Annotated in this window: 22 protein-coding genes; 2 read left to right on the top strand and 20 right to left on the bottom strand. The window is 62.5% G+C overall.

The features are described 5' to 3' along the window. Nucleotides 1-82: 82 nt before the first annotated feature. The 11 genes from AC6I97_RS09085 to AC6I97_RS09035 form a co-directional block, all read right to left on the bottom strand. The gene (locus AC6I97_RS09085; RefSeq protein ID WP_224088261.1) at nucleotides 83-1,219 is read right to left on the bottom strand and encodes a GuaB3 family IMP dehydrogenase-related protein; all 1,137 of its coding nucleotides are present in this window, start codon (nucleotides 1,217-1,219) and stop codon (nucleotides 83-85) included. Between the two features lie 52 nt (nucleotides 1,220-1,271). Then, on the bottom strand, nucleotides 1,272-3,152 hold the full coding sequence (locus AC6I97_RS09080; RefSeq protein ID WP_309925892.1) for an ABC transporter ATP-binding protein: 1,881 nt from the start codon (nucleotides 3,150-3,152) through the stop codon (nucleotides 1,272-1,274). Nucleotides 3,153-3,255: 103 nt separating this feature from the next. Beyond that, the gene (gene guaB, locus AC6I97_RS09075; protein WP_223933862.1) at nucleotides 3,256-4,767 is read right to left on the bottom strand and encodes an IMP dehydrogenase; all 1,512 of its coding nucleotides are present in this window, start codon (nucleotides 4,765-4,767) and stop codon (nucleotides 3,256-3,258) included. Between the two features lie 257 nt (nucleotides 4,768-5,024). After that, nucleotides 5,025-7,118, bottom strand: coding sequence for an acyltransferase family protein (locus tag AC6I97_RS09070; protein ID WP_497944721.1), 2,094 nt, complete (start codon nucleotides 7,116-7,118; stop codon nucleotides 5,025-5,027). Further along, complete coding sequence (locus AC6I97_RS09065) at nucleotides 7,115-9,217, bottom strand: acyltransferase family protein (RefSeq protein WP_497946999.1); 2,103 nt, start codon at nucleotides 9,215-9,217, stop codon at nucleotides 7,115-7,117. The genes AC6I97_RS09070 and AC6I97_RS09065 overlap by 4 nt, the downstream gene beginning before the upstream one ends. 147 nt (nucleotides 9,218-9,364) lie before the next feature. Next, complete coding sequence (locus tag AC6I97_RS09060; RefSeq protein WP_497944720.1) at nucleotides 9,365-10,474, bottom strand: flavin-containing monooxygenase; 1,110 nt, start codon at nucleotides 10,472-10,474, stop codon at nucleotides 9,365-9,367. A gap of 34 nt (nucleotides 10,475-10,508) precedes the next feature. Next, nucleotides 10,509-10,850, bottom strand: coding sequence for a hypothetical protein (locus tag AC6I97_RS09055; protein WP_224164957.1), 342 nt, complete (start codon nucleotides 10,848-10,850; stop codon nucleotides 10,509-10,511). A gap of 168 nt (nucleotides 10,851-11,018) precedes the next feature. Continuing rightward, complete coding sequence (locus tag AC6I97_RS09050; RefSeq protein ID WP_497944719.1) at nucleotides 11,019-12,689, bottom strand: LuxR C-terminal-related transcriptional regulator; 1,671 nt, start codon at nucleotides 12,687-12,689, stop codon at nucleotides 11,019-11,021. 184 nt (nucleotides 12,690-12,873) lie between these two features. Next, the gene (gene groL / locus AC6I97_RS09045; RefSeq protein ID WP_216925135.1) at nucleotides 12,874-14,487 is read right to left on the bottom strand and encodes a chaperonin GroEL; all 1,614 of its coding nucleotides are present in this window, start codon (nucleotides 14,485-14,487) and stop codon (nucleotides 12,874-12,876) included. Between the two features lie 84 nt (nucleotides 14,488-14,571). Then, entirely contained in the window at nucleotides 14,572-14,868 is a 297-nt protein-coding gene (gene groES, locus AC6I97_RS09040) for a co-chaperone GroES (RefSeq protein ID WP_011775524.1), read from the bottom strand. A gap of 191 nt (nucleotides 14,869-15,059) precedes the next feature. Continuing rightward, the gene (locus AC6I97_RS09035) at nucleotides 15,060-15,488 is read right to left on the bottom strand and encodes a hypothetical protein (RefSeq protein WP_497944718.1); all 429 of its coding nucleotides are present in this window, start codon (nucleotides 15,486-15,488) and stop codon (nucleotides 15,060-15,062) included. A gap of 67 nt (nucleotides 15,489-15,555) precedes the next feature. Here AC6I97_RS09035 and AC6I97_RS09030 point away from each other — a divergent pair, with 67 nt between their 5' ends. After that, nucleotides 15,556-16,782, top strand: coding sequence for a THUMP-like domain-containing protein (locus tag AC6I97_RS09030; RefSeq protein ID WP_497944717.1), 1,227 nt, complete (start codon nucleotides 15,556-15,558; stop codon nucleotides 16,780-16,782). A 6-nt stretch (nucleotides 16,783-16,788) separates the two neighbouring features. Here AC6I97_RS09030 and AC6I97_RS09025 read toward each other — a convergent pair whose 3' ends face one another. The 3 genes from AC6I97_RS09025 to AC6I97_RS09015 are packed head-to-tail and all read right to left on the bottom strand — an operon-like array spanning nucleotide 16,789 to nucleotide 18,947. Then, nucleotides 16,789-17,601: a shikimate 5-dehydrogenase gene (locus AC6I97_RS09025; protein WP_309925875.1), complete on the bottom strand. Its 813-nt coding sequence runs from the start codon at nucleotides 17,599-17,601 to the stop codon at nucleotides 16,789-16,791. 39 nt (nucleotides 17,602-17,640) lie between these two features. After that, the gene (gene ykgO / locus AC6I97_RS09020; protein WP_011775528.1) at nucleotides 17,641-17,763 is read right to left on the bottom strand and encodes a type B 50S ribosomal protein L36; all 123 of its coding nucleotides are present in this window, start codon (nucleotides 17,761-17,763) and stop codon (nucleotides 17,641-17,643) included. A gap of 44 nt (nucleotides 17,764-17,807) precedes the next feature. Then, nucleotides 17,808-18,947 (bottom strand): CobW family GTP-binding protein, encoded by a 1,140-nt coding sequence (locus AC6I97_RS09015; RefSeq protein WP_497944716.1) that lies wholly within the window; start codon nucleotides 18,945-18,947, stop codon nucleotides 17,808-17,810. 185 nt (nucleotides 18,948-19,132) lie between these two features. Between AC6I97_RS09015 and AC6I97_RS09010 the strand changes: the two genes are divergently transcribed. Next, a complete protein-coding gene (locus AC6I97_RS09010) occupies nucleotides 19,133-20,284 on the top strand; it encodes a glutamate--cysteine ligase (RefSeq protein ID WP_224164962.1) in 1,152 nt (383 codons plus the stop codon). Nucleotides 20,285-20,294: 10 nt separating this feature from the next. Here the strand turns inward: AC6I97_RS09010 and tsaD are convergent, their stop codons facing one another. Genes tsaD through AC6I97_RS08980 form a run of 6 tightly spaced genes read right to left on the bottom strand, consistent with a single transcriptional unit; the run spans nucleotide 20,295 to nucleotide 25,648 of the window. Next, nucleotides 20,295-21,422 (bottom strand): tRNA (adenosine(37)-N6)-threonylcarbamoyltransferase complex transferase subunit TsaD, encoded by a 1,128-nt coding sequence (gene tsaD / locus AC6I97_RS09005; protein ID WP_497944715.1) that lies wholly within the window; start codon nucleotides 21,420-21,422, stop codon nucleotides 20,295-20,297. A gap of 37 nt (nucleotides 21,423-21,459) precedes the next feature. After that, nucleotides 21,460-21,939, bottom strand: a complete 480-nt coding sequence (gene rimI / locus AC6I97_RS09000; protein ID WP_497944714.1) for a ribosomal protein S18-alanine N-acetyltransferase — start codon at nucleotides 21,937-21,939, stop codon at nucleotides 21,460-21,462. A gap of 13 nt (nucleotides 21,940-21,952) precedes the next feature. Continuing rightward, nucleotides 21,953-22,624 (bottom strand): tRNA (adenosine(37)-N6)-threonylcarbamoyltransferase complex dimerization subunit type 1 TsaB, encoded by a 672-nt coding sequence (gene tsaB / locus AC6I97_RS08995; RefSeq protein WP_497944713.1) that lies wholly within the window; start codon nucleotides 22,622-22,624, stop codon nucleotides 21,953-21,955. Then, entirely contained in the window at nucleotides 22,624-23,253 is a 630-nt protein-coding gene (gene tsaE / locus AC6I97_RS08990) for a tRNA (adenosine(37)-N6)-threonylcarbamoyltransferase complex ATPase subunit type 1 TsaE (RefSeq protein WP_497944712.1), read from the bottom strand. The genes tsaB and tsaE overlap by 1 nt, the downstream gene beginning before the upstream one ends. Next, nucleotides 23,250-24,503 carry an alanine racemase gene (gene alr / locus AC6I97_RS08985; protein ID WP_497944711.1) on the bottom strand — a complete coding sequence of 418 codons (1,254 nt, stop codon included), beginning with the start codon at nucleotides 24,501-24,503 and terminating at the stop codon, nucleotides 23,250-23,252. Before alr ends, tsaE begins: the two co-directional genes overlap by 4 nt. A gap of 50 nt (nucleotides 24,504-24,553) precedes the next feature. Beyond that, nucleotides 24,554-25,648 carry a carbohydrate kinase family protein gene (locus tag AC6I97_RS08980; protein ID WP_224088279.1) on the bottom strand — a complete coding sequence of 365 codons (1,095 nt, stop codon included), beginning with the start codon at nucleotides 25,646-25,648 and terminating at the stop codon, nucleotides 24,554-24,556. Nucleotides 25,649-25,667 lie beyond the last annotated feature (19 nt).

The raw sequence follows: 25,667 nt of genomic DNA, 5'->3' as shown, positions 1-25,667 counted from the left end.
CCTCCTCAAACGCAACAGCTGGTAGTCCCCTACCCTACTTGTTGCCCGGTCCGATTGGCAGAAGTCCCGATTGGCAGAAGTCTTAGTTGCCCGCGTAAGGGGATACTACGACGTCCACGCGCTGGAACTCCTTGAGGTCGGAATATCCTGTGGTCGCCATGGACCGGCGCAGTGCGCCAATGAGGTTGGACGTGCCATCGGTGTGGTGCCCCGGCCCGAAGAGGACTTCCTCCAGGGATCCGACCGTGCCAACGTTGACGCGGTCGCCGCGGGGCGATTCGAGGTGGTGCGCCTCCGGACCCCAGTGCCAGCCGCGGCCCGGAGCTTCTTCGGCGCGTGCCAGGGCGCTGCCCAGCATTACTGCATCCGCTCCCATCGCGATGGCCTTGACGATGTCGCCCGACCTGCCCATGCCGCCGTCGGCAATGACATGGACATAACGCCCACCGGACTCATCCATGTAGTCACGGCGGGCCGCAGTGACATCTGAGATAGCCGATGCCATGGGTGAATGAATGCCCAGCGCACGGCGGGTGGTGGTGGTAGCACCCCCACCGAAGCCAACGAGGACGCCGGCGGCACCCGTGCGCATGAGGTGCAGGGCCGGTGTGTAACCAGCCGCTCCACCAACGATCACAGGGACATCGAGTTCGTAGATGAACTGCTTAAGGTTCAGCGGCTCATGATTCTTGGACACGTGCTCCGCGGAGACGGTGGTTCCACGAATGACGAAAATATCGACGCCGGCGGCCACCACGGTCTTGTAGTGTTCCTGTGTCCGCTGCGGGGTCAAGGAACCGGCCACCGTGACGCCTGCGGCGCGGATCTCGGCGAGGCGGGAGCTGATGAGCTCTGGCTGGATGGGCGCCTGGTACAGGTCCTGCATCCGGCGGGTGACGGCCGGGCTGCTGGTTTCATTGGCCAGGCCGGCGATCTCGTCGAGCACCTTCTGTGGGTTTTCGTACCGGGTCCAGAGGCCTTCAAGGTCCAGGACGCCAAGACCACCCAAACGGCCCAAGGCAATGGCCGTGTCCGGCGACATCACAGAGTCCATGGGGGCGGCAATCACCGGCATATCGAACTTATAGGCGTCGATCTGCCAGGAGACAGAGACGTCCTTCGGGTCACGCGTCCGACGATTCGGAACGATCGCGATGTCATCCAGGGAGTAGGCACGACGCCCACGCTTGCCACGGCCAATCTCAATCTCATAAGTCACTGCTCGAGTTTATCCCACCAAGACCAAGCCACCGTTTTGTTCCAACTTGCTCCTACGGGGTGTTCTGGCTGGTCTCTTCCACTGTGAGCTGGGATTCGAACATCCGGAAGTAGCGGCCCCTCAACGCCACAAGCTCCTTGTGGGTCCCCTGTTCGGCAATGCGACCGTCCTCGAGCATGTACACAACGTCCGCCTTTTCGATGGTGGCCAGCCGGTGGCTGATGGCAATGATGGTGCTGTTCCGGTCCGCGAAAAGGCGTGTGAAGATCCGGTGCTCAGCCAAAGCATCAATGGCCGACGTTGGTTCGTCCATGACCATGAAGGAGGCATCCCGGTAGAAGTTCCGGGCCATGGCCAGTCGCTGCCATTGCCCGCCGGAGAGGCCACTCCCCTTGCGTCCGCGGGGATCCTCCATCCAATTGCTCACATGGTTTTCCAGGCCATTGGGCAGTTTGTTGATGAACTCCATGGCCTCGGCGTCCGATGCTGCCCTTCGGATCCGTTGCTCGTCCCGCGGTTGATCGACATCGCCCAGGTAGATGTTCTCCGCCGCGGTTGCGAATTCATACTTCAGGAACTCCTGGCTAAGGACCGCGAGGTGCCGGTGCCAACTGGTCACGTCGATACCGGTGAGATCGACGCCGTCGAGCAGTACTTGGCCTGAGTCCGGCCGGTACAGGCCAGCCAGGATCCGGATCAGCGTGGACTTTCCTGCGCCGTTCTCACCAACTATGGCAATGTGCTGGCCCGCCCTGATGGTCAGGGATATGCCCTTGATAACCTCAATGTCACTCCCCGTATAGCTGAATCGAATGTCCCGCATTTCCACTACGGAAGGCGACTTCACCAGGGGAGGCTCGTGGCCGCTGGGCACAGGAAGCGCCATGAAAAGCTCGTAGTCTTTGAGGTTGGCAAGGTCTTCGTCGATGGAACTCAGTGAGGAGACCAGGTTGTTGGCGGTGGATAGAGCCCGGCTGACGATCTGCTGGATGTAGAGGAACTGCCCTACCGGCTGCGCCCTGGCGATGATTTGTCCCACCACCCAGATCAAGGACACAACTTCGGCACCATACTGCAGCGCGTCCGCTGCGAGTTGCTTGGGGATGTAGCGCTTCTGGAAGTCCAGCCGCCTGCGCTCGTCAGCGTCCCGAAGCCGGGACCGCAGGTCCATCAGATAGCCCACGATCCCGTAAAGCCGCATCTCGGCAATGTGCTGGGGACGCAGGAGGTTCGTCTCGATCATGCGCCGTTGCCGCCGGGAATCCACCTGGGTATTCCAGTGGGCTATTTGCTCTCTTGAGAGCTTGAACTGCAGGTAGACGCTCGGGACGATTGCAATGAGGACAATGACGGCGATCCACCAACTGACCAACAACAGCGCACCGACTGCCAGGATGACTGAAACCAACTGCGTAAAGATGGCCGCGATCCTGTCCAGGACCCGGGCGTAGGAATCGGAGAACCGCTTGGCGCGATCGTAGAGGTCCACCGTTTCTTTGTCGTCATAGCGCCAGAACTCCAGCGCCAGAAAGCGCTCATACATCATGTCGCCAACGATTGCCCCCACTTTGAAGCTCATCAGCTGCTGGATGTACCGGTCCACGCTGCTGAAGGCGCCCCAGAACAGCCCCAGCGCCGCAGTTATGATGACGTACAGTACCGCCCGCGGACCGGCGTCGGGATCTCCCGCGTAACCGGCGGCCAACGCGGTGGTGGTCAACGCGGCGAAGTAGGTGGTGACCAGCGGCAGCGTGGCCGAAATCAAGGACCCGGCCACTTTCATGATGACTGCAACAGGTGATGCCTTGAAACTGACCTTCAGGACCTGCCCGACGGCGCGTGCGTACGGCCGGAGGGCAAGCTTGCGGGGCGCTGTGCCTGAATTCAGCCGGACTGACTCCGGGTGCCGCGGTTGTGCGGGCTTTTCGGACATGTCCCCAGCCTATTCCTACCCACGGACATTTCCGTTGCGGCCCTTAAACAGCTGTTCCCCATGGAAGGATCCACAGGGAACAGCCGGGAGGAACTGATGATGGTTAGCGGGAACCGTAGTTCGGCGCCTCTACGGTCATCTGGATATCGTGCGGGTGCGATTCCTTCAGGCCGGCAGGCGTAATCCGGACGAACTTGCCGCGTGCCTTGAGCTCGGCAATGGTGGGGGCGCCGGTGTAGAACATGGTCTGGCGGAGGCCGCCCACCAGCTGGTAGGCCACGGATGCCAGCGGACCACGGAACGCGACGCGGCCTTCGATGCCTTCCGGGATGAGCTTGTCATCGCCGGAAACGTCGGCCTGGAAATAGCGGTCCTTGGAGTAGGACGTGTTCTTTCCACGCGACTGCATGGCGCCCAGGGAGCCCATGCCGCGGTAGCTCTTGAACTGCTTGCCGTTGACGAAGATAAGCTCGCCGGGAGACTCTTCACAACCAGCCAGCAGTGAGCCGAGCATGACGGTGTCGGCACCGGCGACCAGCGCCTTGCCGATGTCACCCGAGTACTGGAGGCCGCCGTCGGCAATCAGCGGCACGCCCGCCGGAATGGCAGCCTTCGCGGATTCGTAGATGGCCGTGATCTGGGGAACGCCGACACCGGCAACAACACGGGTGGTGCAGATGGAGCCCGGACCAACGCCTACCTTGATGCCGTCGGCACCGGCGTCGATCAGTGCCTGGGCACCTTCGCGGGTGGCAGCCTGGCCGCCAATGATGTCCACGTGCGCAGCAATCGGATCCGACTTCAGGCGACGGATCATGTCCAGCACACCTTGGGAGTGGCCATTGGCCGTATCCACGAACAGGGCGTCCACACCGGCGTCGATGAGCTTCATGGCGCGCTCCCAGCCATCACCGAAGAAGCCGATGGCGGCACCTACGCGCAGGCGGCCTTCGTCGTCCTTGGTGGCCAGCGGGTACTGCTCTGCCTTGGTGAAGTCCTTGGTGGTGATGAGGCCCTTGAGGCGGCCCTGCTCGTCAACGAGAGGGAGCTTCTCAATCTTGTTGGTGGCCAGCTTGTGCGAGGCTTCCTCGCGGCTGATGCCCACATGGCCGGTGATGAGCGGCATCTTGGTCATGGCATCGCTGACGCTGCGCAGCGGGAATTCAGATTCGGGAATGAACCGGGTGTCGCGGTTGGTCACGATGCCCAGCAGGCGCCCGTCCGTGTCCACCACGGGAAGGCCGGAGACGCGGTAGCGGGAGCACAGCTCGTCCAGTTCCTGCAACGTAGCCTGCGGGCCAATGGTCAGCGGGTTGGTGATCATGCCGGACTCGCTGCGCTTGACGCGGTCAACGTGCTCAGCCTGGTCATCGATGGACAGGTTGCGGTGCACTACGCCCAGGCCACCCTGACGGGCCATCGCGATGGCCATACGGGACTCCGTGACGGTGTCCATGGCAGCAGACAGCAACGGCGTCTGCACCGTAATCCGCTTGGAAATGCGGGAGGACGTGTCCGCGTCCGAGGGGATGACGTCGGTGTGCCCGGGCAGGAGCAGGACGTCGTCGTAGGTCAGGCCTACGAAGCCAAAGGGATCGTGTTCGGGCTGGGTCATGAGTGCGGCCTCTTACCTGGGTTCCGGGGGCTATAACTGGTAGGGGTTGCAACTGATGACCAGCCCGTCATTACGGGACTGGCCTGTGCATAAAGTACTGGCCTGTGCATGAGGTACTGCAAGGCAAAGGTGCTTCGGGTATTGAATAAATAGTAGAACCTCCGCGGCGATCGCCATATTCCGCGACGGCTGAGTGTGAGCAACGGCACTGGCGGCAGGCCGGCGTCGTGCGTTGCATGCTCCTGCGGATGGCGAGGCTAGCGCTCAGACCAGCCCGTCGCGGCGAGGAGCCGCTCCTCGAACATGGGAATCATGCTCTGTACATAGGTCTTGGTGAGATGGTTGTCGTCCTTGTAGACGTACACATTCCCAACCACTGCCGGACACGTGCCCTTTTCACAGATGAAGTCGCTCATGTCCATCAGGTACAACCGATCCACCTTGCCCACGTAATCGTCCAAGGGCGAGGACGCAGCCAGGGAATCCTCCAAGGGAGGGTTGCAGTCAGGCGAATCGGGGCCCTTCTTCTGCACGCACTCGGGCATGTTGATGCTGAACCGCGGGTTGTCGCGCACGCCGACGACGTCGATTCCGGCATCCGTGAAGGGCTTGATGCCTTCCAAATAGCCGGGCACTTCGGTCTCGAAAGGGGCCGTGACATGAGTTAGTGACGCCACAGTGAACACTGCATCGGGTTTGTGTTCCATGACGTAGGCGGCACTTGCCTTGTTGAAGTCGTTGCATTCGCTGGTGCGTTCAGGAGAGTCCGCACCGAACCGGCAGTTCCCCTTCAGCAGAGTGACCACTTCCCAACCATGCTCCTTGGCGATGGGTCCCAGGGCGGCCATGTACTGCTGGGCATGGGAATCGCCCAGGACCACGATCCTCTTGGTCACCACTGCCGGTTCGTTGTTCTGGAGGCAACCCTGCAGCAACGGATCTGACGGGACGTTCGCGCCAGTACACAGGCCATCGATGTCCGCCCATTCATCGTTCATGGCGGCGGGTGCGGGAATGATCATTGCCTCGGGCGTCGGTTGGCCCGCGAACCCAGGCGACAGCGCTGCGGCACCGGGCGTCAGTTCCTTGGGCTGGTCCGCAATCGCCACACTTTCGGCGGCGATGGCACCCTGCCAGGCGGTCATCGGAAGCGCCAGCAGCGCACCGCAGGAAACAACGACGACGGCGGCCCGCCAGGACCGTGCGTCCGGCCACTGCCAGCGGCGCATGGGCACCTCGACATACCGTGTGGTGGCAACGGCCAACATCATGGATACCGCCATGATGCCCAGGCCCTGCAGGAGGTTGGGACTTGTGGTCTCCGTGACGAGCAGGAAGAACACCAGGACAGGCCAGTGCCACAAGTACAAGGCATAGGAATTGTTGCCCACCACGACCAGGGGCTTTGAGCTGAGTACGCGGTCCGCACCAAAGCGGCTGTTGCTCTGGCCGGCGACGATAACGGCCGCGGCGGCGAGCGTGGGCCAGAGGGCCACGAATCCCGGGAAGGAACGGTCGACAGTCAGGATCAAGCCACACGAGAGCATGGCGGCCAGCCCTGCCCAACCCAGGAATACCCGGAGCCGCCGTCCCGGTTTGAGGTACGGGAGAGCAAGCGCCAGCAGGGAACCCAGCGCAAATTCCCACAGCCTTGTCCGGGTATCGAAATACGCATAGGCCTGGTTGTTCGCCGTCTGGTCGATGGAATACACCAACGAGGCCACAAAAACCAGGCCGAACGCCATGAACAGCAACTGCCGGTGTTCCATGACCCTTCGGCCTGGGAACAGCTTTGCCAGTTGCGGCTGCAGCAGGGCTACGACGCCGAAAATGAGCGGCCACAGAATGAAGACCTGGCCTTGGACGGACAGGGACCAAAAGTGTTGAAGGGGACTGGCCCCGGAGTGGTCCTGGGCATAATAATCAACGGCAGAATCCGCAAGCTGCCAGTTCTGCCGGTACAACAGGGAGGCCCACGCCTCCGCGAGCACATCCGGCCACCGGCTCTGCGGGACAAAGGCCCACGTTGCGGTCAGAACCGCCAACAAGACAACGACGACGGCGGGCAGCAGCCGCTTGAACACGTGGAGCCAGTGCTGCAGGAGCCTCAGGGGCTTGTGGTTTTCGAGCTTCCGCGTAAAGGACAGGGTCAGCAGGAAAGCCGAGATGAGCAAAAAGACGTCGACACCACCGGACACCCGGCCCAGCCAAATGTGATAAGCCGCCACCATCAACACAGCCAAGGCCCGCAGGCCCTGGACCTCGGGACGAAAGGTGCGTTCCGCCGTCGTGGGCCTCGCTGTGGTGGGGTTGCCACCCAAAGGTGCAGTTGTTTTCACGTTGTCGCTCATCGCTCCCACCCCGTTGCGGCAAACCACCTTTCATCGAACATCTCACCCATGCTGGTGACGTAGGTCTTGGACAAGTGGTTATCGTCCAGGTAGACGAACACATTTCCTACGACGCTGGGGCACTGGACACCATTGCAGAGGAGATCCGTCATATCCAGGAACGCGGCATTTCCAAACTTTCCCTGCACGGCCGCGAAAGGGCTCTCCGCTGCCAGGACGTCATGCTGGTCGGATTTGCAGTCAGGGCTGTCCACGCCCTTGGACAGGGCACACTCGGTGACGTTGTGGTCATAGCGGGGGTTGTCACGGATGGCCACCACCTGGATGCCGAGGTCGTTGAAGTTGGTGACCGACTGTTCAAAGCCGTACACCAACTCCTCATCCGGTGATGACGGGGCAGCCTTGGTGCCCACCATGAACACGGAATCCGGGGTGTGCGCTGCCACATACTTGAAAGCCGCCGAGTTGAAATCATTGCAGTGCTGGTCAGCGTCGGGGTTCTCCGGCATGAACGGGCATCCGCCCAAAAGGAGGGCCGTGACCTTCCAGTGCTCAGCCTCAGCGAGGGGACCGAGCGCGGCCAGCCACTGCTGGGCATGGGAATCACCCAAGACAATGATGCTCTTGGTGGCGTCATCGCCCACGCCGTTTTGCTGGCAGTTCTCCTGCAGGGTCTTGTCTTCCGGCTGGGACGCTCCCTCGCACGTCCCACCCAGATGTGCCCAGTCCTCAGGTAGCTGCTCTGCGGTAGGAAGCGTTTTGGCGTCAGGGCTGACCTGGTCCACGTACCCGGGCAGGAGGGCATGTGCTCCCGGGTTGTCGTTGAATGCCTGCGTGTCAGCGGCCTTCTGGTCCAGGTACTGCTTGTACTGGAAACCGAGCAACGGCGTGCACGCCACGGCAAGGCACACCGCGATCGAGATGGCTGCCCGGCGACGCTTCACCTCGGGCCACTTCCACTCCCGGAATGGCTTCTCCACATACTTCGTGGTCAGGAACGCCAGGACCAGTGCCAACGCCACAATCGCCGTGCCGGAAAGCCAACCCGCATGATCCTTGCCGCTCCAAGCCAACGCGATCACCAGGATGGGCCAGTGCCAGAGATAGAGGGCATAGGAATTGTCGCCCAGCCGAACAAGGAATCTGGAGCTCAGGATCCGATCCACGCCGAAGCGGCTACCGGTCTGTCCCGCTGCAATCACCGCAACGGCAGCCAGGGTAGGCCAGAGTGCAACAAAGCCCGGGAACGCCGTCTGGACCTGCAGCAGGATGCCGCAACTGAGCATGGCGGCCACGCCGATCCACCCCATCGCCACGCGGACAGGTTTGGAAAAGTCCAAGGCAGGCAAAATCAAGGCAACAAGGGTTCCGAGGGCAAACTCCCACAGGCGGGCGAAGGTGTCGAAGTACGCCACCGCCTGGTTGTTGGCCGTAAAGATGATGGAGTACGTCAGGGAAACGACGAAGATGAGCGCAAAAACGTACGCGAGCGAAGCCCGGTACCGGAGATCGAATTTGCGGCAGATGACCGCCATCACGGCGAAGATCACCGGCCAGAGAATGAATATCTGGCCCTGGATGGAAAGCGACCAGAAGTGCTGCACTGGACTGGCCAGGCTGTGGTCCGTTGCGTAGTAGTTGACCGCAAGAGTCTGCAGGAGCCAATTCTCGTAGTAGAAGAGTGAGGCCCAAGCCTGATTGACCACTTCTACCCAGCGGGTGGGAGGCAGGAAAGCAAAAGTAGCAGCCAATGTTCCGAAGAGTACAACCACGACTGCCGGGAGGAGGCGCCTGAACAAGTGCAGCCAGTGCCGCAGCAAGTCCATCGGGCGCCGCTGTTTGAAGCGGCTGGTGAACTGAAGAGTCATGAGGAATGCCGAGATCAGCAGGAAGACATCTACCCCGCCTGACACCCGCCCAATCCAGATGTGGTAGCTCACCACCATGAGGACAGCGAGGGAGCGGAGGCCCTGGATTTCGGGCCGGAAGGTGGACTTTACAACGGGACCGGTAGCCCGCCTGTTGGGACGGGCGGGCGTTCGGATCGTTGATGTAGTCACGTTAGGCAGTTCCTCAAGGCTATTGCACAAAGCATCCATCATACGCTGTTCCGGGCTCCGGCCCCAGTTGGGCCGGTCTGCGGAACCGCCTTACGAGTGTCTATTAGCTCAGGTTGGACTATGCATTTGCAAAGATGAAACTGTGCGTTGCCTGTGCCAAGGCACTGTGTCTGAAGGCCCGGAAAACTAGGTCAAGGCCGGCCGACGCCCCACCGTCAGCTGCCGGTCGACTGTGATTCGTTGTGCCAGATAACGGGCATCCCGGCCAACTCCTGGAAGCGTTGCCGAGACTGCAGCGAACAGGAACTCCTGGCCGATGAAATAGAGTCCAGGGACAGATTCCACTACTCCCCTCTTGTGGGCCGGCGCTCCCTCTCCGTCCTGGTACGGGAGCTTCAGCCACGAGTAGTCCTCCCGGTATCCGGTACACCAAATGACGTTCGCCACGTCCAGCGTCCGGCCCTCTTCCAGCAACGGTTTGCCCTGCTTTACGCCGGCTATCCTTGGCAGCAGTTCCACCTTCGCCTCGCGCAGTTCCTTGGTACGTGTTCGGATCAAAGGTGCCGCCATCATCCTGAATGCCGGCGCCACCTTCCGGCCAACCGGTGTGTTGAGCGTCAGGACGTGAAGGCCTGCGAACCGGATCACAGGCAGCACAAACCGGGCTGCAGCGCGTCCATGGCGAACAGGGATTTCGCCACTGGCTTTGCCCGCCAACAACGTGGTGTGGGTCCTGCTGGCTTCGAGGGCAATCTCCGCGCCGGAATTGCCGAGCCCGACAACGAGCACTGGTCCAGGTTGGAGTTGCCCGGGATTCTTGTATTCCTGCGAGTGAAGCTGCACGATGCCCGGATCCAGCTCATTCGCGAATGCCGGCCGCTTGGGCAGGCGATACACGCCGGTGGCAACCACTACGTTGTTGGCGGTCCATGACCGGTCACCGGAGCTCACAAGGAAGCGATCACCCTCTTGTGTCACTCCATCAACATGGACCCCGGGAACCACCGGAAGACTGAACCGCTGTGCATAACCTTCCAGGTAGTCCGCCAACTCATTCTTGCTGGGGAACGCCAGACGGTCCCCTGGGAAGGGCATGCCCGGCAAACCGTCGTACTTGGCCGGGGTGAAGAGTCGGAGCGAATCCCACCGCTGGCGCCACGAATCGCCGGTCCTGGCGTTCTCGTCGAGGATGACGAAGTCGTGGTGCCCTTTGGCCAGCCAATAGCCGAGCGCCAAGCCGGCCTGGCCACCGCCTACGATCACGGTATCGAACTGTGGGTCACTAGCTTTTTTCATGGCTTTTCCTTTCTCATTACTGGTCAACGCGGGGTCACTTATGGCCTATGGCAGCGGCCGACATGGGCCTTAAGTGACCCCGCGTTGCTGGGGTTTCAGTTGCTGGGGTTCCAGTGGGAGCCTTCCGGTATCGCAGGCACCACACCAACATCAGTGCCGACGTCACCACATAGAAGGTGTGGAGCAGCCACACCGGCCCCGCCGGAAGGTCGAAGACGTAGAACGAGTGCACGGCATTGGCGATGTTGGTCAAGGTGATATTGCTCAAACTGTAGGAGGCCAGGTCCTTGGTCCGGACTGCCTTGAACAACATGGGCAGCATGCTGGATGCAAAAAGCACGGTGGATACGGTGCCGGCGAGCAGTGGAATGTTCATAAGCCCAAGGTATGAGTCCGGCGCCCCTTGCCGCGTCGGCCAAATGACGCATCCTGCAGGAATGGGCATGGGTATTTATGCGCATGCCGGGAAGTGAGAGAGCGTTCGGGAAAACCCTGCGGTATGTGAGAGAAGATCGGGAGAAAAGCGGTGGGAAGTGATAGAGCATCAGTTGGTTAAGTGGTGCTCAAACGCGTATTTGGTGGCAGCAACCCTGGATGGCAAGGAGAGCTTGCTGAGGATGTTGCTGACGTGACGGGCAACGGTCTTTTCACTGAGATACAGTTCCCGGGCAATGGACTTGTTGGCTTTTCCGTCGGCGACGAGCCTCAGGACTTCCAGTTCACGGGCGGTCAGTTCACGGGCAGTCAGTTCAGGGGCGGAGAGCACGGAACCATCGCCGCCACTCACCGTTCCGGCTCCCGCTTTGAGACCCAGCACCCCGGCCAGGGCAGGCGCTGCGTCGAGTTCTGCGAACTCGGCTGCGGCCGCTTCGAATTCCATGGCGGCGGAGTCGGGGTCGCCCAGCCCGGCGCATGCACGGCCAGCCAACAACCGGCACCGGGCAGCTTCATACGGAGCCTCGAGGCTGTACCAAAGCCGCCAAGCCTTCCGGGCGGTCATCAGTGCGGCTTCGGCACTCCCCTCGGCCAAGAGAACGCTCGCTTCCGCCTGGGCTGATAGCGCCCGCTCCAAGGGGCGGCTGGCTTCGTGGAGCGGTGCTGCGAGTTCATTCGCGGCCTCTCGGGCTGCGACGACGTCCCCCGCCGCAAGCTCCACCTGGACCACCGCCGGAAGCAGCCTGCAGCGGTTGGCCGGATCCGCTCCGGACATCGCACGGTGCAACATGGCCTGCGCCTGGGACGTTTTGTTTTGGGCCATACGTAGAAGCGCAAGGCCAGGCAATGGCTCAAAGCCGGTCTCCCCGGCCTTGGCGTAGGCTGCGTCGGCCTCGTCAAACCTGCCCCTGAGGCGGAGGACTTCCCCCTGTTGGTACCAAGCTCCCCAGGCCGCTTCCGGATCGCCCCGACGCGAACGGTCCTGGGCGATGCGGGCCGCAGCCAAGGCCTCGTCCCAGGCGCCATGCAGGATGAACAGCTCTGCGCGGTGCGATTGGCATTGCCCACTGAACATCACCATGTCCGGCCGGTCTCCGCACCACCGCTCCAAGGCTGCCGTCCATTCCTGGGCGCGGTGGACGTCCAAAGCGAGCCGGCAGCTTCCAATCACCGCACAGTAGATGATCCCGGAAGGTATGGGCGAGACCTCGCCGGCGGTGACGGACAACATCACTTCATCGAGGAGCTGCAATCCCTCGTCCGGGGAGCCGAGGGTAATCCTGGCCGTGCCCAGGCCCAGCTTGCCCAACGCCATGAGATCCCTGTCGTGGAAACGCCGGCCCACTTCAAAGGCCCGGCCAAACAGCTCGTGACTGGCCTCCGGATTTCCTCCGTAAAGTGAACCCAGGGCGGATGGGATGAGGAGATAGCCCTCCGCTTCGGTGGGCTCTTCCATTTCGGCAATCAGATGCTGGGCGCGGGACATCCAACCGGAACTTCGCGCGGGCTCCCCGATGTCCATGAGGAACAGCACCAGCCACGCCGCACAGCGCGCCGCACCGGCCATGTCGCCCAATGTCAGGAATTCCTCATGGGCCCGCGTCAGGTACTTCACTCCGTCATCGTCATGGCCCAGCAGCATTGCCACGGATGCCACCAGTTCCATGTCCCGGGCAGGCAAGCCGCCTTCGGAATCGGCCCGGGCAAGGCAGTCCAGCGCATCGCTCCAGCGACGCTCGGAGAATGCCGAGCGTCCCATATCCAAGGCTGTGACCGACATAGTGAACACTCATTCCGCGACCGGGAGCAACCCGGTTGGCGCACCCAAGCCGCCGTATTAGCGTCAGGGTACCGCCGCCGTCGTAAGTCCCACAATAGGTCCCCGCGGCTCCGGGGAACCTGCGGGTTGCTGACAAAAAAGCCCTGGCCACACGAAGGTGACCAGGGCTTTTTTGAACAGGCTGTTAGTGCTGGTGGCCTGCGTGTGCGTCTTCTTCCTCGGCCGGCTTTTCGGCAACCAGGGTCTCAGTGGTGAGAACCAGGGCAGCGATGGAAGCGGCGTTGCGGAGTGCGGAGCGGGTGACCTTGACGGGGTCGATCACGCCGGCGGCGATCAGGTCCTCGTACTCGCCGGACTTGGCGTTGAAGCCGTGGTTGGCTTCGAGTTCGGAGACCTTGGAAACGACGACGAAGCCGTCGAAGCCGGCGTTCTGCGCGATCCAGCGCAGCGGCTGGATCAAGGCGCGGCGGACGATGCCAACAGCTGCTGCCGCGTCACCTTCCAGGGCCTTGACGGCCGGGGACTCGTCCAGTGCCTTCAGGGCGTGGATGAGCGCGGAACCGCCACCGGAAACGATGCCTTCTTCAAGGGCTGCACGCGTGGAGGAAACGGCGTCCTCGATGCGGTGCTTCTTTTCCTTCAGCTCAACCTCAGTGGCTGCGCCAACCTTGATGACACCGATGCCGCCAGCCAGCTTGGCAAGGCGCTCCTGCAGCTTCTCGCGGTCCCAGTCGGAGTCCGTGCGGGTGAGCTCGGCACGCAACTGGGCCACGCGGTCGGCAACGTCCTGCTCGGTTCCGGCGCCATCGACGATGGTGGTGTTGTCCTTGGTGACCGTGATGCGGCGAGCCGTACCCAGTACCTCAAGGCCAACAGTGTCCAGCGAAAGTCCAAGGTCCGGGGAAACAACCTGTGCGCCAGTGAGCGTAGCGATGTCCTGCAGCATGGCCTTGCGGCGGTCGCCGAAGCCGGGAGCCTTGACGGCGACGACGTTCAGGGTGCCGCGGATGCGGTTGACGATCAGCGTGGACAGGGCTTCGCCTTCGATGTCCTCGGCGATGATGAACAGCGGCTTGGAGGCCTGCAGCGCCTTCTCCAGCAACGGCAGGAATTCCTGCAGCGAGGAGATCTTGCCCTGGTTGATCAGGATCAAGGCGTCTTCGAGGACGGCTTCCTGGCGTTCTGCGTCAGTGACGAAGTACGGGGAGAGGTAGCCCTTGTCGAACTGCATGCCTTCGGTGAGGACGAGTTCGGTCTGGGTGGTGGAGGACTCTTCGATGGTGATGACGCCATCCTTGCCCACCTTGCCGAAAGCCTCGGCCAACAGTTCGCCAATTTCGTCGCTCTGGGCGGAGATAGCGGCAACGTTGGCAACCTGGGTGCCTTGCACTTCGCTGGCGTTCTCCAGGAGGCGGGCTGCGATGGCTTCGATGGAAACCTCGATGCCACGCTTGATCTCGCCAGGAGCGGCACCAGCAGCAACGTTGCGCAGGCCTTCCTTGACCAGTGCCTGCGCCAGCACCGTAGCGGTGGTGGTGCCGTCGCCAGCGACGTCGTTGGTCTTGGTGGCTACTTCCTTGGCCAGCTGCGCACCAAGGTTCTCGTAGGGGTCATCAAGCTCAACTTCGCGGGCGATCGTCACGCCATCGTTGGTGATCGTGGGAGCGCCCCACTTCTTGTCCAGCACGACGTTGCGGCCGCGCGGGCCAAGCGTCACCTTGACAGTGTTGGCGAGCTTGTCGATACCGGCCTCAAGAGACCGGCGGGCAGCATCGTTAAAAGCAAGCTGCTTTGCCATGGTTGTGTCCTTTCAAGACAGAAAACCCGCACCGCAGAAGGTCGGAATGATTCCAACGCGGCTGCGGTGCGGGGCTCCAGGAAGTTACTTTACGACGATCGCAAGGACGTCGCGGGCGGACAGAACGAGGTACTCGTTGCCGCCGGTCTTGACTTCGGTTCCACCGTACTTGGAGTAGATAACGACGTCGCCAACAGCTACGTCAACCGGCACGCGGTTGCCGTTGTCATCGAAGCGGCCGGGGCCGATTGCAACAACTTCGCCTTCCTGCGGCTTCTCCTGTGCGGAGTCCGGAATTACCAGGCCGGAAGCCGTGGTCTGCTCTGCTTCGAGCGGGCGAACAACAATACGATCCTCAAGAGGCTTAATCGAGACCGACACTCGGACTCTCCTTTTCATGAGCTGATTCATGGACTAAGAACTAGGGTGCCGTGGCGTGCAACCGTCGTCGCGGTGCCGGTGGACGCCTGGCGTGATTAGCACCCTCCGGGGGAGAGTGCTAACAAGACTCTATGTAAGCGTTAGCACTCGGTCAAGGTGAGTGCCAGAATTTCGTCGTTGGTGAACTCCCGTTACCGCCCGGTGAGGTCATCCAGATCGTAGTCTTCGCCGTCGTCATCCTCATCCACAGGTACCGATCCGCGATTCAAATACAGCACGACGGCGGCTGCCAGGGCCACGACGCCGGAAATCACCAGGGCGATAATCCCGCCAATGCGGGCCCCGCTGTAGAGGTCCCGGATATCGCGGGCTTCATCAGTAGCGTCGTTCACGCTCTTGCCTGTGACGGAGTAGGCAGCTGCGTTGAATGAGTCCAGGACGAAGATGACGATCAGCAGGGCAACGCAGATTACCGCGATCACGGCCCCCGCGATCAAGGCAGGACGGGCAAACGCCACAAGGGACCGGCCGGCGGAATGCTCTGAAGCTCCCGGGGCAGCGGGGCGGTTCCCGCCCGGGTTGTTCGTGTCGGAGGGCTGCGGAGCTGCGTTGTCTTCCATGAAAACAACCCTATCGGGCTGATTCCCAACTCACGGCGTCAAGGCGCGCCCCGTTAGGCTTGATCCCATGTCTCATGCACCGCAGGAACAGATCGCACCCTTGCTGACCACTGAAGGATGGGAACTCCTTGCCTCGCTGGGGCCGTACCGCGAAGCCGATGCGTTCAGCATGAACGCCGATCTTCGAAAGGCTGGCCACTCCCCTGAGCTGGTGGCCGCTGTACTCACGCAGTCCCGGCTCCGAACCCGCGCCGAGGCCAAGTTCGGCGAGTTCGCCCGCCAGATGCTGTTCACCCAGGCCGGACTCGAGCAGGCGACGCGCCTCAACGTCGCGGCCCGGCACGCCGAGCGTTTTGCCAAGGCCGGCATTTCCCACGTAGCAGACCTTGGCTGCGGTCTTGGAGCCGACTCCATGGCCTTGGCCTCGATGGACATTGCCGTGACCGCGGTGGAGATGGATGAAACCACCGCGGCCTGCGCCACGATCAACCTCATGCCCTTCCCGCACGCCACAGTGGTGCATTCGGATGCCACGTCAGTGGAACTGGACGGGATCGACGGCGTGTGGCTGGATCCCGCACGGCGCACAACCTCGACGTCCGGGACAAAGCGGATCTGGGATCCGGAAGCATTCTCTCCCCCGTTGTCGTTCGTTGAAGGCCTGGCCGCAGCCGGCCGTGCGGTCGGCGTCAAGATGGGTCCTGGCATGCCCCACGACTCGGTTCCGGCGAACTGTGAAGCGCAGTGGGTCTCCGTAGGTGGCGACGTCACGGAGGTCACCCTGTGGTTCAACGCCGTGGCCCGCCCCGGGATCCGGCGCGCGGCACTTGTCATCGGCTCCCAGGGCGCTGCCGAGCTCACCAGCGGTGAGGATTTCGACGGCGGCCCGGTAGCCGCCGTCGGGCCGGTTGAGGGGTTCCTCTACGAACCTGACGGTGCGGTCATCCGCGCAGGCCTGGTGGCCGACGTCGCAGAACGCCTGGGCGGGCACCTGGTGGATGAACATATCGCCTACATCTGCGCCCCGGAACTCCATGACTCGCCTTTTGCCAAGGCTTACAGGGTGCTGGAGGTCATGCCATACAACGTCAAAGCCCTCAAAGCCTGGGTCAAAGCGAACGGCATCTCGGTGCTGGACATCAAGAAGCGCGGCACCGCTGTCACTCCCGAAGAACTGCGGAAACAACTACTTCCATCCAAGCGCGACACCAAGCCCGCGAAAACGGCCACCCTGGTCCTCACCAGGATTGGCGAGGAAAGAGTGGCCGTAGCGGTGGAGCCCGTGACGTTCTAGTCCGCGTCAGCGTCGGGAGAATTCCGAGGCCTCACGGACCTGGTCAGCACTCGGGCGGACGCCCGTGTACAGGACGAACTGCTCCTCCGCCTGGATGGCAATCACTTCCGCTCCAGTGATCACCGGCTTGCCTGCCTGCCGGGCAGCCGTGATGAGGGGCGTCTCCGAGGGTAGGGCTACGACGTCGAACACTATCTTTGCCGCCGCAATGGTTGCGTCGTCAAAGGACTGTGCCCTTTCGTCCGCACCAGCCATGCCCAGGGGCGTGACATTGATGATCAGGTCCGCCGTGGATCCGTTGACGTCGTCCTGCCAGGCGAAACCGTAAAGGTCCGCGAGCGCACGTCCTGTGGTTTCGTTGCGGGCAACGATGGTCACGGACGTAAAGCCTGCATCGCGGAGGGCTGCGGCCACCGCTTTCGCCATTCCTCCGGCTCCTCGCAGCAGCACGGTGTGGCTGCTGGGTACTTTATGGTCCTTCAGCAGGCGGGCAATGGCGATGTAGTCGGTGTTGTATGCGGTCAGGACGCCGTCGTTGTTGACAATCGTGTTGACCGAGTCGATGGCCTTTGCCGAGGGATCCATCACGTCCACAAGCGGGATGACCGCTTCCTTGTAGGGCATGGAAACCGCGGCTCCCCTGATGGGGAGGCCGCGGATGCCAGCCACTGCAAGAGTGATGTCCGCCGGGGCGAATGCCTTGTAGACAAAGTTCAGTCCGAGCAGGTCGTACAAATAATTGTGGAACCTGGTCCCAATGTTGCTGGGCCGGGCCGCGAGCGAAATGCACAGGGACATGTCTTTGTTCAGGATTGGCATTCACCCATTAAACAACGGGCCCCTTGCGCTTCCGCGCCGTTAGCCCTGGCGGGCCTTCATTCGCGGGTTGTTCTTGTTAATGACGAACGTGCGCCCACGGCGTCGGACGATCTGTGCGCCCGGAATCTTCTTGAGGGCACGCAGTGAGTTCCTGACCTTCATGGTTTTTCTCCTTGTTATTGGTGGTTGGTTTTTGGGGTGGCTGGCTAAAATGCTTCGCTAAGTTCCAAGGGGTCCTCCCAGACACCAAAGTCGAGTTCCATCTCGGCCTCCGTCAGTTGGCAGCCCTCCAGAAGGGCGCGGATTTCCTGGGGGTCGATGTCCTCGGAGCGTCCGGTAATGGCCAGGACCGTTCCGCGGTCCCCGTAATTCGGGTGCCAGTCAAGGAAGGCGTCGACGTCGGCTCCCACCCTGCCTTTGCGACCTGCGGCAGGTGCGTCCGCCAGCCAGGTTCCGGTGCTCTCAAGCCACACCCGGGGACCAATTCCCTGTACCGCAATCCGGATCTTGGCAGCCGAGGCGATCCACAGGCGTCCGCGGAGCCAGTGGGTTCCGGCCGCGAGTTGGGGAAGTGCTTCACGGAAACGGCCGGGGTGCAGCGGCCGCCCGGCCTTGTGGAGGACTGTTCGGAAGGAACCGGGAGAATCATCCAAGGGCACGCAGACCACTCCGGGCCGGGTACGTGCGGCCGCTTCGGCGTCGTCGAAGCAGCCCGATCTGAAGTCATCGGCCGCACCGATTGCTGCAGCGTGCGGTGCCAGCTGCCCAAGCAGCTCCACGCCAGTCACCCATTCTTCGGATCCCATGCGGGGATTTCCGGACAATTCCGCTCCCAAGCCCGGGTGCAACATGACAGTATCCACCTGCCCGAACTCGCCGATCAGGAACTCGCCGCTGGTCCGTTCATCCTCCGGCATCGATGTGAAGCCGGATTCAAAGAGGGTGTGCCGGTCCCAGATGTGATCGTCGAGATCCACGGGGTCCAAGGCCAGGATGGCGTTGTCCATGACAGCAGGCCGGGTGAGGCCGCGCCGGAGTTCCGCGACTGCCATCCCTGCCGGGACGCCGGGTGGCAGGCCCAGGACCACGTGGTCGAACCCGCAAGCGGCGAGGCGCTCCGCCGTCGGTACGACATCCAGCTTGACCGTACAGCTGAGGCAACCGTGTTCCAGAACGGTTGTTTCACGCTCAAACAGCTGGCCTCCCCTATAGACGCGCCGCATGACCAAGGAACCATCCAGGAGGTCGTGAAGAACGACGACGGAGTTCGTGTGGGTTCGACCAAGCCGGGCGGTGGCCGCATCGCGGCACTGACTGTCCAGGGAGCTGACAACGGTGAGGTGCATGGAAGGATTCTAATTGAAAACCATTCTCATTAGCAATTCGCTTGCGATGTGTCGCGGCGCTTAACTTCGCCCTGTCCGCAATCAGCCATGCTCCGGCTGCACTAGACTTGAGCCGACCGCTGACGGCCCCGCAGCGGGTTGCGTCCAGCAGAAAGTCCAGCAGAAACAAGCAACGAGGGGACTACGTGCAGATTGAGTTTGCGCCATCCAGGCAATCGACACTGGGTGTGGAATGGGAGTTGGCGCTCGTCAATGCACGCACCGGAGAACTGGTTTCAGTGGCGAACGACGTCCTCAAGGGTGTCGCTGCGAACCATCCGGACCTCAACGAAGACGACGAACACCCCCACATCAAGCGCGAACTGCTCCTGAACACGGTGGAACTCGTTACCGGAATCTGCGAAACGGTCAAGGAAGCAAAAGAGGACCTCAACCGCTCCCTCGCCGCTGTCCGCGAAGTCACCGACCCCATGGGAGTGGAGGTGTTCTGCGCAGGCAGCCATCCCTTCAGCCCTCCCCTGCTCCAGCCGGTCACCGACAAGGAGCGTTACGCCAAGCTGATCGAGCGGACCCAATGGTGGGGACGCCAAATGGTCATCTATGGTGTCCACGTCCACGTAGGCATCGATCGCCGGGACAAAGTACTCCCCATCCTGGACGGCCTGGTCAACTACTTCCCGCACTTCCAGGCACTGTCCGCCTCCAGCCCCTTCTGGGCCGGCGAAGAAACCGGCTACGCATCCCAGCGGGCCCTCATGTTCCAACAGCTCCCCACCGCTGGCCTGCCGTTCCAGTTCGAAACCTGGGAAGCATACGAGTCCTATGTCCAGGACATGTTCACCACAGGTGTCATCGACGCCATTTCCGAGATCCGCTGGGACATCCGGCCTGTTTACAACCTGGGCACTATCGAGATGCGCATTTGCGATGGCCTCGCCACCCTTGAGGAAGTGGGCGCCATCGCCGCACTCACACAGTGCCTCGTGGACGAGTTCTCCTCCATCCTCGACGCCGGCGGGAGCATCCCCACCATGCCGCCCTGGCACGTCCAGGAGAACAAGTGGCGTGCAGCGCGCTACGGCATGGAAGCCATCATCATCCTCGATGCCAAGGGCAACGAGCAGTTGGTCACCGAGCACCTCGCAGAAACTGTGGCACGCTTGGAACCCGTGGCAGCCAAGCTTGGATGCTCTGAGGAACTGGCCGACGTCATGAAGATCATTGAACGCGGCGCCAGCTACCAGCGCCAGCGCCGGGTGGCCGCCGAACACAACGGGGACCTGCAGGCAGTGGTCATGGACCTCGTACAGCAGATGCGTAAAGGCCCCGACGCATAGTTGGGTGGAGTTACGCAGCCACCGAAACCGTAGTAACGGGCATGGAGGAATCCGGCGCGAACGCTATTCCGCTGGGCCCGATTCCGGCCATGACCAGTTGAGCACCGAGGGCTGCCACCATGGCACCGTTGTCCGTGCAGAGGTCCAGTGGCGGCACGTGCAGCTTGATGCCCGCCGATACACACCGTTGGCCGGTCAATTCGCGCAGCCTCGAGTTGGCAGCAACACCTCCACCAAGGAGCACGTCGGTAATGCCGTGCTCCCTGCAGGCCAGGACCGCCTTTGAACTGATGACGTCCACCACGGCCTCCTGGAATGCCGCTGCGATATCGGCTACGGGTACTTCTTCCCCGCGGGCTTCGAATTGCTCCACGCACCGGGCCACCGCGGTTTTGAGGCCGCTGAAGGACCAGTCGTAGCGGTGCGGTCCTTTCTCCTCCGCGGTGCCCATGTATTTGGGCTGGGTGAGGCCGCGCGGAAAGCGGATGGACTTCGGGTTGCCTTGGCGTGCCAGCTTGTCGATGGCGGGCCCACCGGGGTAGCCAACGCCCAGGATCCGGGCAACTTTGTCGTAGGCTTCACCGGCGGCGTCATCGATGGTGGAACCAAGGAGCTCCACGTCGTCTGTAATGCTGCGGATACGGAGGATCTCCGTGTGGCCACCGGAAACCAGGAGTGCACCGAGGTTCTGCGGCAAGTGGCCGGCACCCAGGCCGGCGGCAGCACCGGCGTCGGGCCTTGAATCCAGCAGCCCCACGCCAACGTGCGCTACCAGGTGGTTGATCGCGTAGAGCGGCTTGCCCGTAGCGACGGCCAGGGCCTTCGCGGCGCAGACACCAACCATGAGGGCGCCCGCCAGGCCCGGCCCGGATGTGACAGCGATGGCGTCGATGTCCTCCAGAGTCACTCCGGCTTCATGCAGCGCCTCCTGAAGCGTGGGGACAAAGGCATCCAAATGGGCACGCGAAGCGATCTCAGGGATGACACCACCAAAGCGCACGTGCTCGTCCATGGAGGAGGACACCGTGTTGGTCAGCAGCGTTGTACCGCGCACGATTCCAACGCCGGTTTCGTCACAGGACGATTCGATGCCCAGCACCAACGGCTGCTTCGGCTGTTCTGGATAAGGGCCGCTCACGCGTTGGCTCCTTCTGTGGAATGTGGCGTGTTCAGTGTCATGGGTTATTCAGGGGCAGGCGCATGATCAACGCATCCGTACCGTCCCGGTAATACCGCGGCCGGACATGGATCTGTTCGAATCCGAAACGCAGATACAGCTGCTGTGCACGGGGGTTGTCCGCGCGCACCTCCAGGAGGACGTCCGCCGCGTGACGCCGCCGCGCTTCCTCGATCAGCTCGGTCAGGATGGCAGAACCGATGCCTTTGCCTTCGAATTCGGGAACGACGGCGATCGTCTGGACGTCCGCGATCGGCTCAATGCACATCAAGCCGGCGTAGGCCACGATCTGGCCCTCAACCTGGGCCACCACATAGCGGCGCGTCTCCGGCTGTGACAACTCGTCGAAGAACATCTGCAGGGGCCAGGCATCCACGGGGAACAGTCGACGTTCCAAGGCTTCGACGGCCGGGACATCAGTCTCGGTCATATCTCGCAGGGAAACTCCTGCGAGCTCCAGTTTGGGTGGGAGTTTCATCGGTCCACTTCCATCACAGGGCACGCTTCCTGGGACCCGGCACCTGGGCGTCCGATTCGCGCAAGTACAAAGGTGTGGAGTCCAAGAGCTCCTGCCCTGCCGTTATTCTGGCAAGCGCGAGCTGGCCAAGGGACGCCGCGTCCGGTTGGGCCTCGGCAAAGCCTTCGTCGGCACGGAGGACGTCGGCGTACAGTCCAGCGCCGGCCCCAAACACGGGCAGGTCCGGTAAGTCCGAGGCGAAACCCACATGCGGCCCGTCGATGAGCTGGGGAAGCTGGCCCTCCTCAAGGACGTACCGCGCCCAGTAGACCTCTTTGCGCCGCGCGTCAGTGGCCACCAGGAATTCGGGAACAGCCGCAGTGGACTCCGCTACTTCGAGGGCGATCGCGTCAAGGCTCATCAGCCCATACAGCGGCTTGTTCCAGACGAAAGCCAGGGTCCGCGCGGTGGCAATACCTGAGCGCAGCCCGGTAAACGGTCCGGGGCCCACCCCTGTGACGATCACGTCAATGTCCGCCCCGGTAACGCCGGCACCGGCCAGCAGCTTCCCGATGCCCGGCGCAAGGACTTCGGCATGGCTTCGGGTGTCCTCGGTGGAAAAGGAATCCACCACGCCTTCCATGGCAACATCCGAAATCAGCGCAGCACTGGCCACTGCCGAGGTGTCGATAGCCAGGATCAGCATCAGTGGCCTCCTTCGGAGATCGTGGTTTCAAGAAGCTTCGGTGCCTCGGCCCAGCGGGGGCCAAAACCGCGGAAAATGATGGTGCGAGGTTCGTCGTCGTCATCAGTGTCAAAGTCCAGGACCGTGCCGCTGTCCTCGACGTGGATAGCCGGCACAACGCCTGCGCCACCCACAGACCGGTGAAGGTCCACTTCCAGGCGGCTGTCCGAGAGGTGCTCAACCCGGTCCCTCCCCCACTCCACTACGGTGACGGACGAGTCCATGGTGTTCTCCAGATCGATGTCATCGATCTCAGCAGCTGATTCCAGCCTGTAGGCATCGACGTGGACCAGGTCCGGGCCACCGGGGCGCGGGCCATCCGGAAGGTTGGGATGGATCCGAACCAGCACGAACGTAGGCGAGATGATCCCGGCACGTACGCCCAGGCCCTCTCCCAGCCCCTGGGTGAAGGTCGTCTTCCCCGCACCCAGCTCTCCGGTCAGGACAAGGAGATCTCCCGCCTCAAGCACCCCGCCCAGTGCTGCACCGAGCGCGTGGGTTTGTTCCGCCGTCGTGACCTTCAGGCTGCGTTCCCAGAATGGTTCGCCGCCTTTCAATGGTTCGCTTGGTTCGAGCAGTGGTTCGTTCATAGCGTCGCCGATTCCGATGCTGCCTGGGTGCCCTGGTGTACCTCCGGCAGCGCCGGAACCTCGTTGACGTAACTGCGGGGCACCCGCGGACTAATGCGGGTCACGATCTCATAGTTGATGGTTCCCGCTGCCGCCGCCCAGTCATCGGCGGTGGGGCCGCCATCGGCACCGTCGCCGAACATCACGGCTTCGCTGCCCTTAAGCCCGGCCGCTTCTTCAGGGGTGAGCGGTCCAAGATCAATCACCATCTGGTCCATCGCGATCTGGCCCACCACAGGGTAGGTGACGCCGTTGACGCGAACCGGACCGCCCGTGGCGATGCGCGGGACCCCGTCGGCGTAGCCCAGGGGAACCAGGCCCAGCGTGCTCTCCTGGCTGGTGTGGTACTTCAGGCCGTAGGAAACGCCTTGCCCCTCCGGGACCTTTTTGCAGTTGGAGAGGAGTGTGCGGACGCTCATGGCAGCGTGAAGGCCAAGTTCGCCGGAAGTGACTCCTTCGAAGGGCGACAACCCGTAGATGCCGAGCCCCACCCGGATGAGGTCGAAGTGCGAATCCGGCCGGGACAGCGCAGCGGGAGTGTTGGCGATGTGCCTGACCTCGGTATCGACGCCGGCATCCTCAGCGATGGCGAGCGCGTCACGGAAAACCGCCAACTGCTGGTCCGTTTCGGGCCGGTGCGGTTCGTCGGCCACCGCAAGGTGGGAGAAAATGCCCACAACGCGAAGCAGGCCCTCATCCTGGTATTCCATGGCCTGGCCCACCAGCTGGTCCCATTCGGCGATTGGGCAGCCGTTCCGGCCGAGCCCTGTGTCCACCTTCAAATGGACCCGCGCGGGACGCTCCTGTTCGCGGGCGGCCGCCACCACGGCGTCGAGTTCCCAACCGGAAATCCCGACGTCGATGCCGGCGGCAACTGCGGCTTGGAAGTTGCTTTCACGGGTGTGCAGCCACGCCAACAACGGTGCGTCTACGCCCGCTGCACGCAAGGCGAGCGCCTCTGAAATGTGGGCGACGCCCAGCCAGGCCGCTCCGGCGTCGAGGGCTGCACGTGCAACCTGAACCACGCCATGGCCATAAGCATCGGCCTTCACCACAGCCATCACGGAGGCCGGGGAGGCGATCGCGACAAACTGACGAACGTTGTGCCGCACGGCATCAAGATCGATCACGGCGGAACGCTCAAGGACCGCTGACTTTGCTATGGAGGCCTTGGACCCGATCCCGATATCTGCAGCTGCTTCGTAAGTCACCCTAGAGATTCTAGTGGTGCCGGGGAACGGGGGTTCAATTCCCCCCGTTCCTACTGGGCGTCGGACAAGTGCGCGATCGTGGCGCGGGCGCGTCGTTGTGCTTCAGCGGGGATGTCCTTCACGATCGGCTCAAGGAAGGCAAAGCGCCGCAGCCACTGGCTCGATTGGCGTTCCTTCCGCGCGTTGGCACGCTGCCACCAATCCGCGATGTCGCCCCAGCCAGGCGCTGCCAAAGACCCACCTACTTGTTGGACGGCCAGCGAGGCACAGAGGTTGGCGAACCGCAGGCGGTCCCCCAATCGCCATCCTGCCAGGCACCCCACAATGAAGGCCGCCCCGAAACAATCGCCGGCGCCGGTCGGATCGTAGGCAGACACGGGCAGCGATGGCACCCATTCCTCTTCGCCCGTCTCCGAGTCCACGGCCATAGCCCCCTGCGCGCCCAACGTCACAACAGCCACTGGAACGCGATCGGCCAAGGAATAGAGCGCCGCCCACGGATCGGTCTTGCCCGTGAAGGCCATAGCCTCCGGCGCGTTGGGCAGGAAAGCGTAAAAGTGTTCCAGTTGCTCCAACCTGCGCTGTGACCACTCTCCACTGGGGTCCCAGCCCACCACGCCGAAAAGTTTGGTTCCGGCGGACTTCGCCGCAAGCATCCAGGGTTCCAATTCCTCGCCCAGATCCGCGACGGCCGCCAGCGCCTTGGGTGGCTTTCCGATCAGGTCCGAGGCTTTGATCGGCGCGGGGTGCCCGTGGGTGACCATGGATCGATCCTGGTTCACGCACATGGACACGGTAACCGGCGAGTGCCAGCCAGGGACGCGACGCGACAGGGATAAGTCCACATGCTCCTGGCTTTCAAGGATCTGCCAGTTGTAATCCCCGTAACCGTCGTCGCCAAAGGCTGCCGCCAGGTTGGTCCTCAGGCCAAGCCGTGCTGCAGCGATCGCTTGGTTGGCAACCCCGCCCGGGCAGCTGCCCATGCCCTCGCTCCACACTTCAGTGCCGGGCTCGGGAGAGTGCGGGAGTCCGGTGAAAATGATGTCCTGGAAGACCGTTCCTGCCAGGAGAAGGTCGCATTGGCCGTCGCCCTCGGTGCGCACGGCGGCAAGGGGGTCAAAACGTCGCTGGGGCATTGCGTCCATGCACGGCACACTACGCTGC

The sequence above is a fragment of the Arthrobacter sp. TmtSoilC48 genome, assembly GCF_059739425.1.
This window is presented reverse-complemented; position numbering and strand designations above follow the sequence as displayed.

Excerpts from the sequence above, each read along its gene's own strand:
- AC6I97_RS08980 (WP_224088279.1), bottom strand. The coding sequence starts at position 25,648 with ATGGACGCAATGCCCCAGCGACGTTTTGACCCCCTTGCCGCCGTGCGC.
- AC6I97_RS09035 (WP_497944718.1), bottom strand. The coding sequence starts at position 15,488 with ATGGAAGACAACGCAGCTCCGCAGCCCTCCGACACGAACAACCCGGGC.
- AC6I97_RS09050 (WP_497944719.1), bottom strand. The coding sequence starts at position 12,689 with ATGTCGGTCACAGCCTTGGATATGGGACGCTCGGCATTCTCCGAGCGT.
- AC6I97_RS09025 (WP_309925875.1), bottom strand. The coding sequence starts at position 17,601 with ATGCCAATCCTGAACAAAGACATGTCCCTGTGCATTTCGCTCGCGGCC.
- AC6I97_RS09070 (WP_497944721.1), bottom strand. The coding sequence starts at position 7,118 with ATGAGCGACAACGTGAAAACAACTGCACCTTTGGGTGGCAACCCCACC.
- guaB (WP_223933862.1), bottom strand. The coding sequence starts at position 4,767 with ATGACCCAGCCCGAACACGATCCCTTTGGCTTCGTAGGCCTGACCTAC.
- AC6I97_RS09065 (WP_497946999.1), bottom strand. The coding sequence starts at position 9,217 with ATGGATGCTTTGTGCAATAGCCTTGAGGAACTGCCTAACGTGACTACA.
- ykgO (WP_011775528.1), bottom strand. The coding sequence starts at position 17,763 with ATGAAGGTCAGGAACTCACTGCGTGCCCTCAAGAAGATTCCGGGCGCA.
- AC6I97_RS09055 (WP_224164957.1), bottom strand. The coding sequence starts at position 10,850 with ATGAACATTCCACTGCTCGCCGGCACCGTATCCACCGTGCTTTTTGCA.
- AC6I97_RS09080 (WP_309925892.1), bottom strand. The coding sequence starts at position 3,152 with ATGTCCGAAAAGCCCGCACAACCGCGGCACCCGGAGTCAGTCCGGCTG.
- groL (WP_216925135.1), bottom strand. The coding sequence starts at position 14,487 with ATGGCAAAGCAGCTTGCTTTTAACGATGCTGCCCGCCGGTCTCTTGAG.
- AC6I97_RS09060 (WP_497944720.1), bottom strand. The coding sequence starts at position 10,474 with ATGAAAAAAGCTAGTGACCCACAGTTCGATACCGTGATCGTAGGCGGT.
- AC6I97_RS09015 (WP_497944716.1), bottom strand. The coding sequence starts at position 18,947 with ATGCACCTCACCGTTGTCAGCTCCCTGGACAGTCAGTGCCGCGATGCG.
- tsaE (WP_497944712.1), bottom strand. The coding sequence starts at position 23,253 with ATGAACGAACCACTGCTCGAACCAAGCGAACCATTGAAAGGCGGCGAA.
- tsaB (WP_497944713.1), bottom strand. The coding sequence starts at position 22,624 with ATGCTGATCCTGGCTATCGACACCTCGGCAGTGGCCAGTGCTGCGCTG.
- AC6I97_RS09030 (WP_497944717.1), top strand. The coding sequence starts at position 15,556 with ATGTCTCATGCACCGCAGGAACAGATCGCACCCTTGCTGACCACTGAA.
- rimI (WP_497944714.1), bottom strand. The coding sequence starts at position 21,939 with ATGAAACTCCCACCCAAACTGGAGCTCGCAGGAGTTTCCCTGCGAGAT.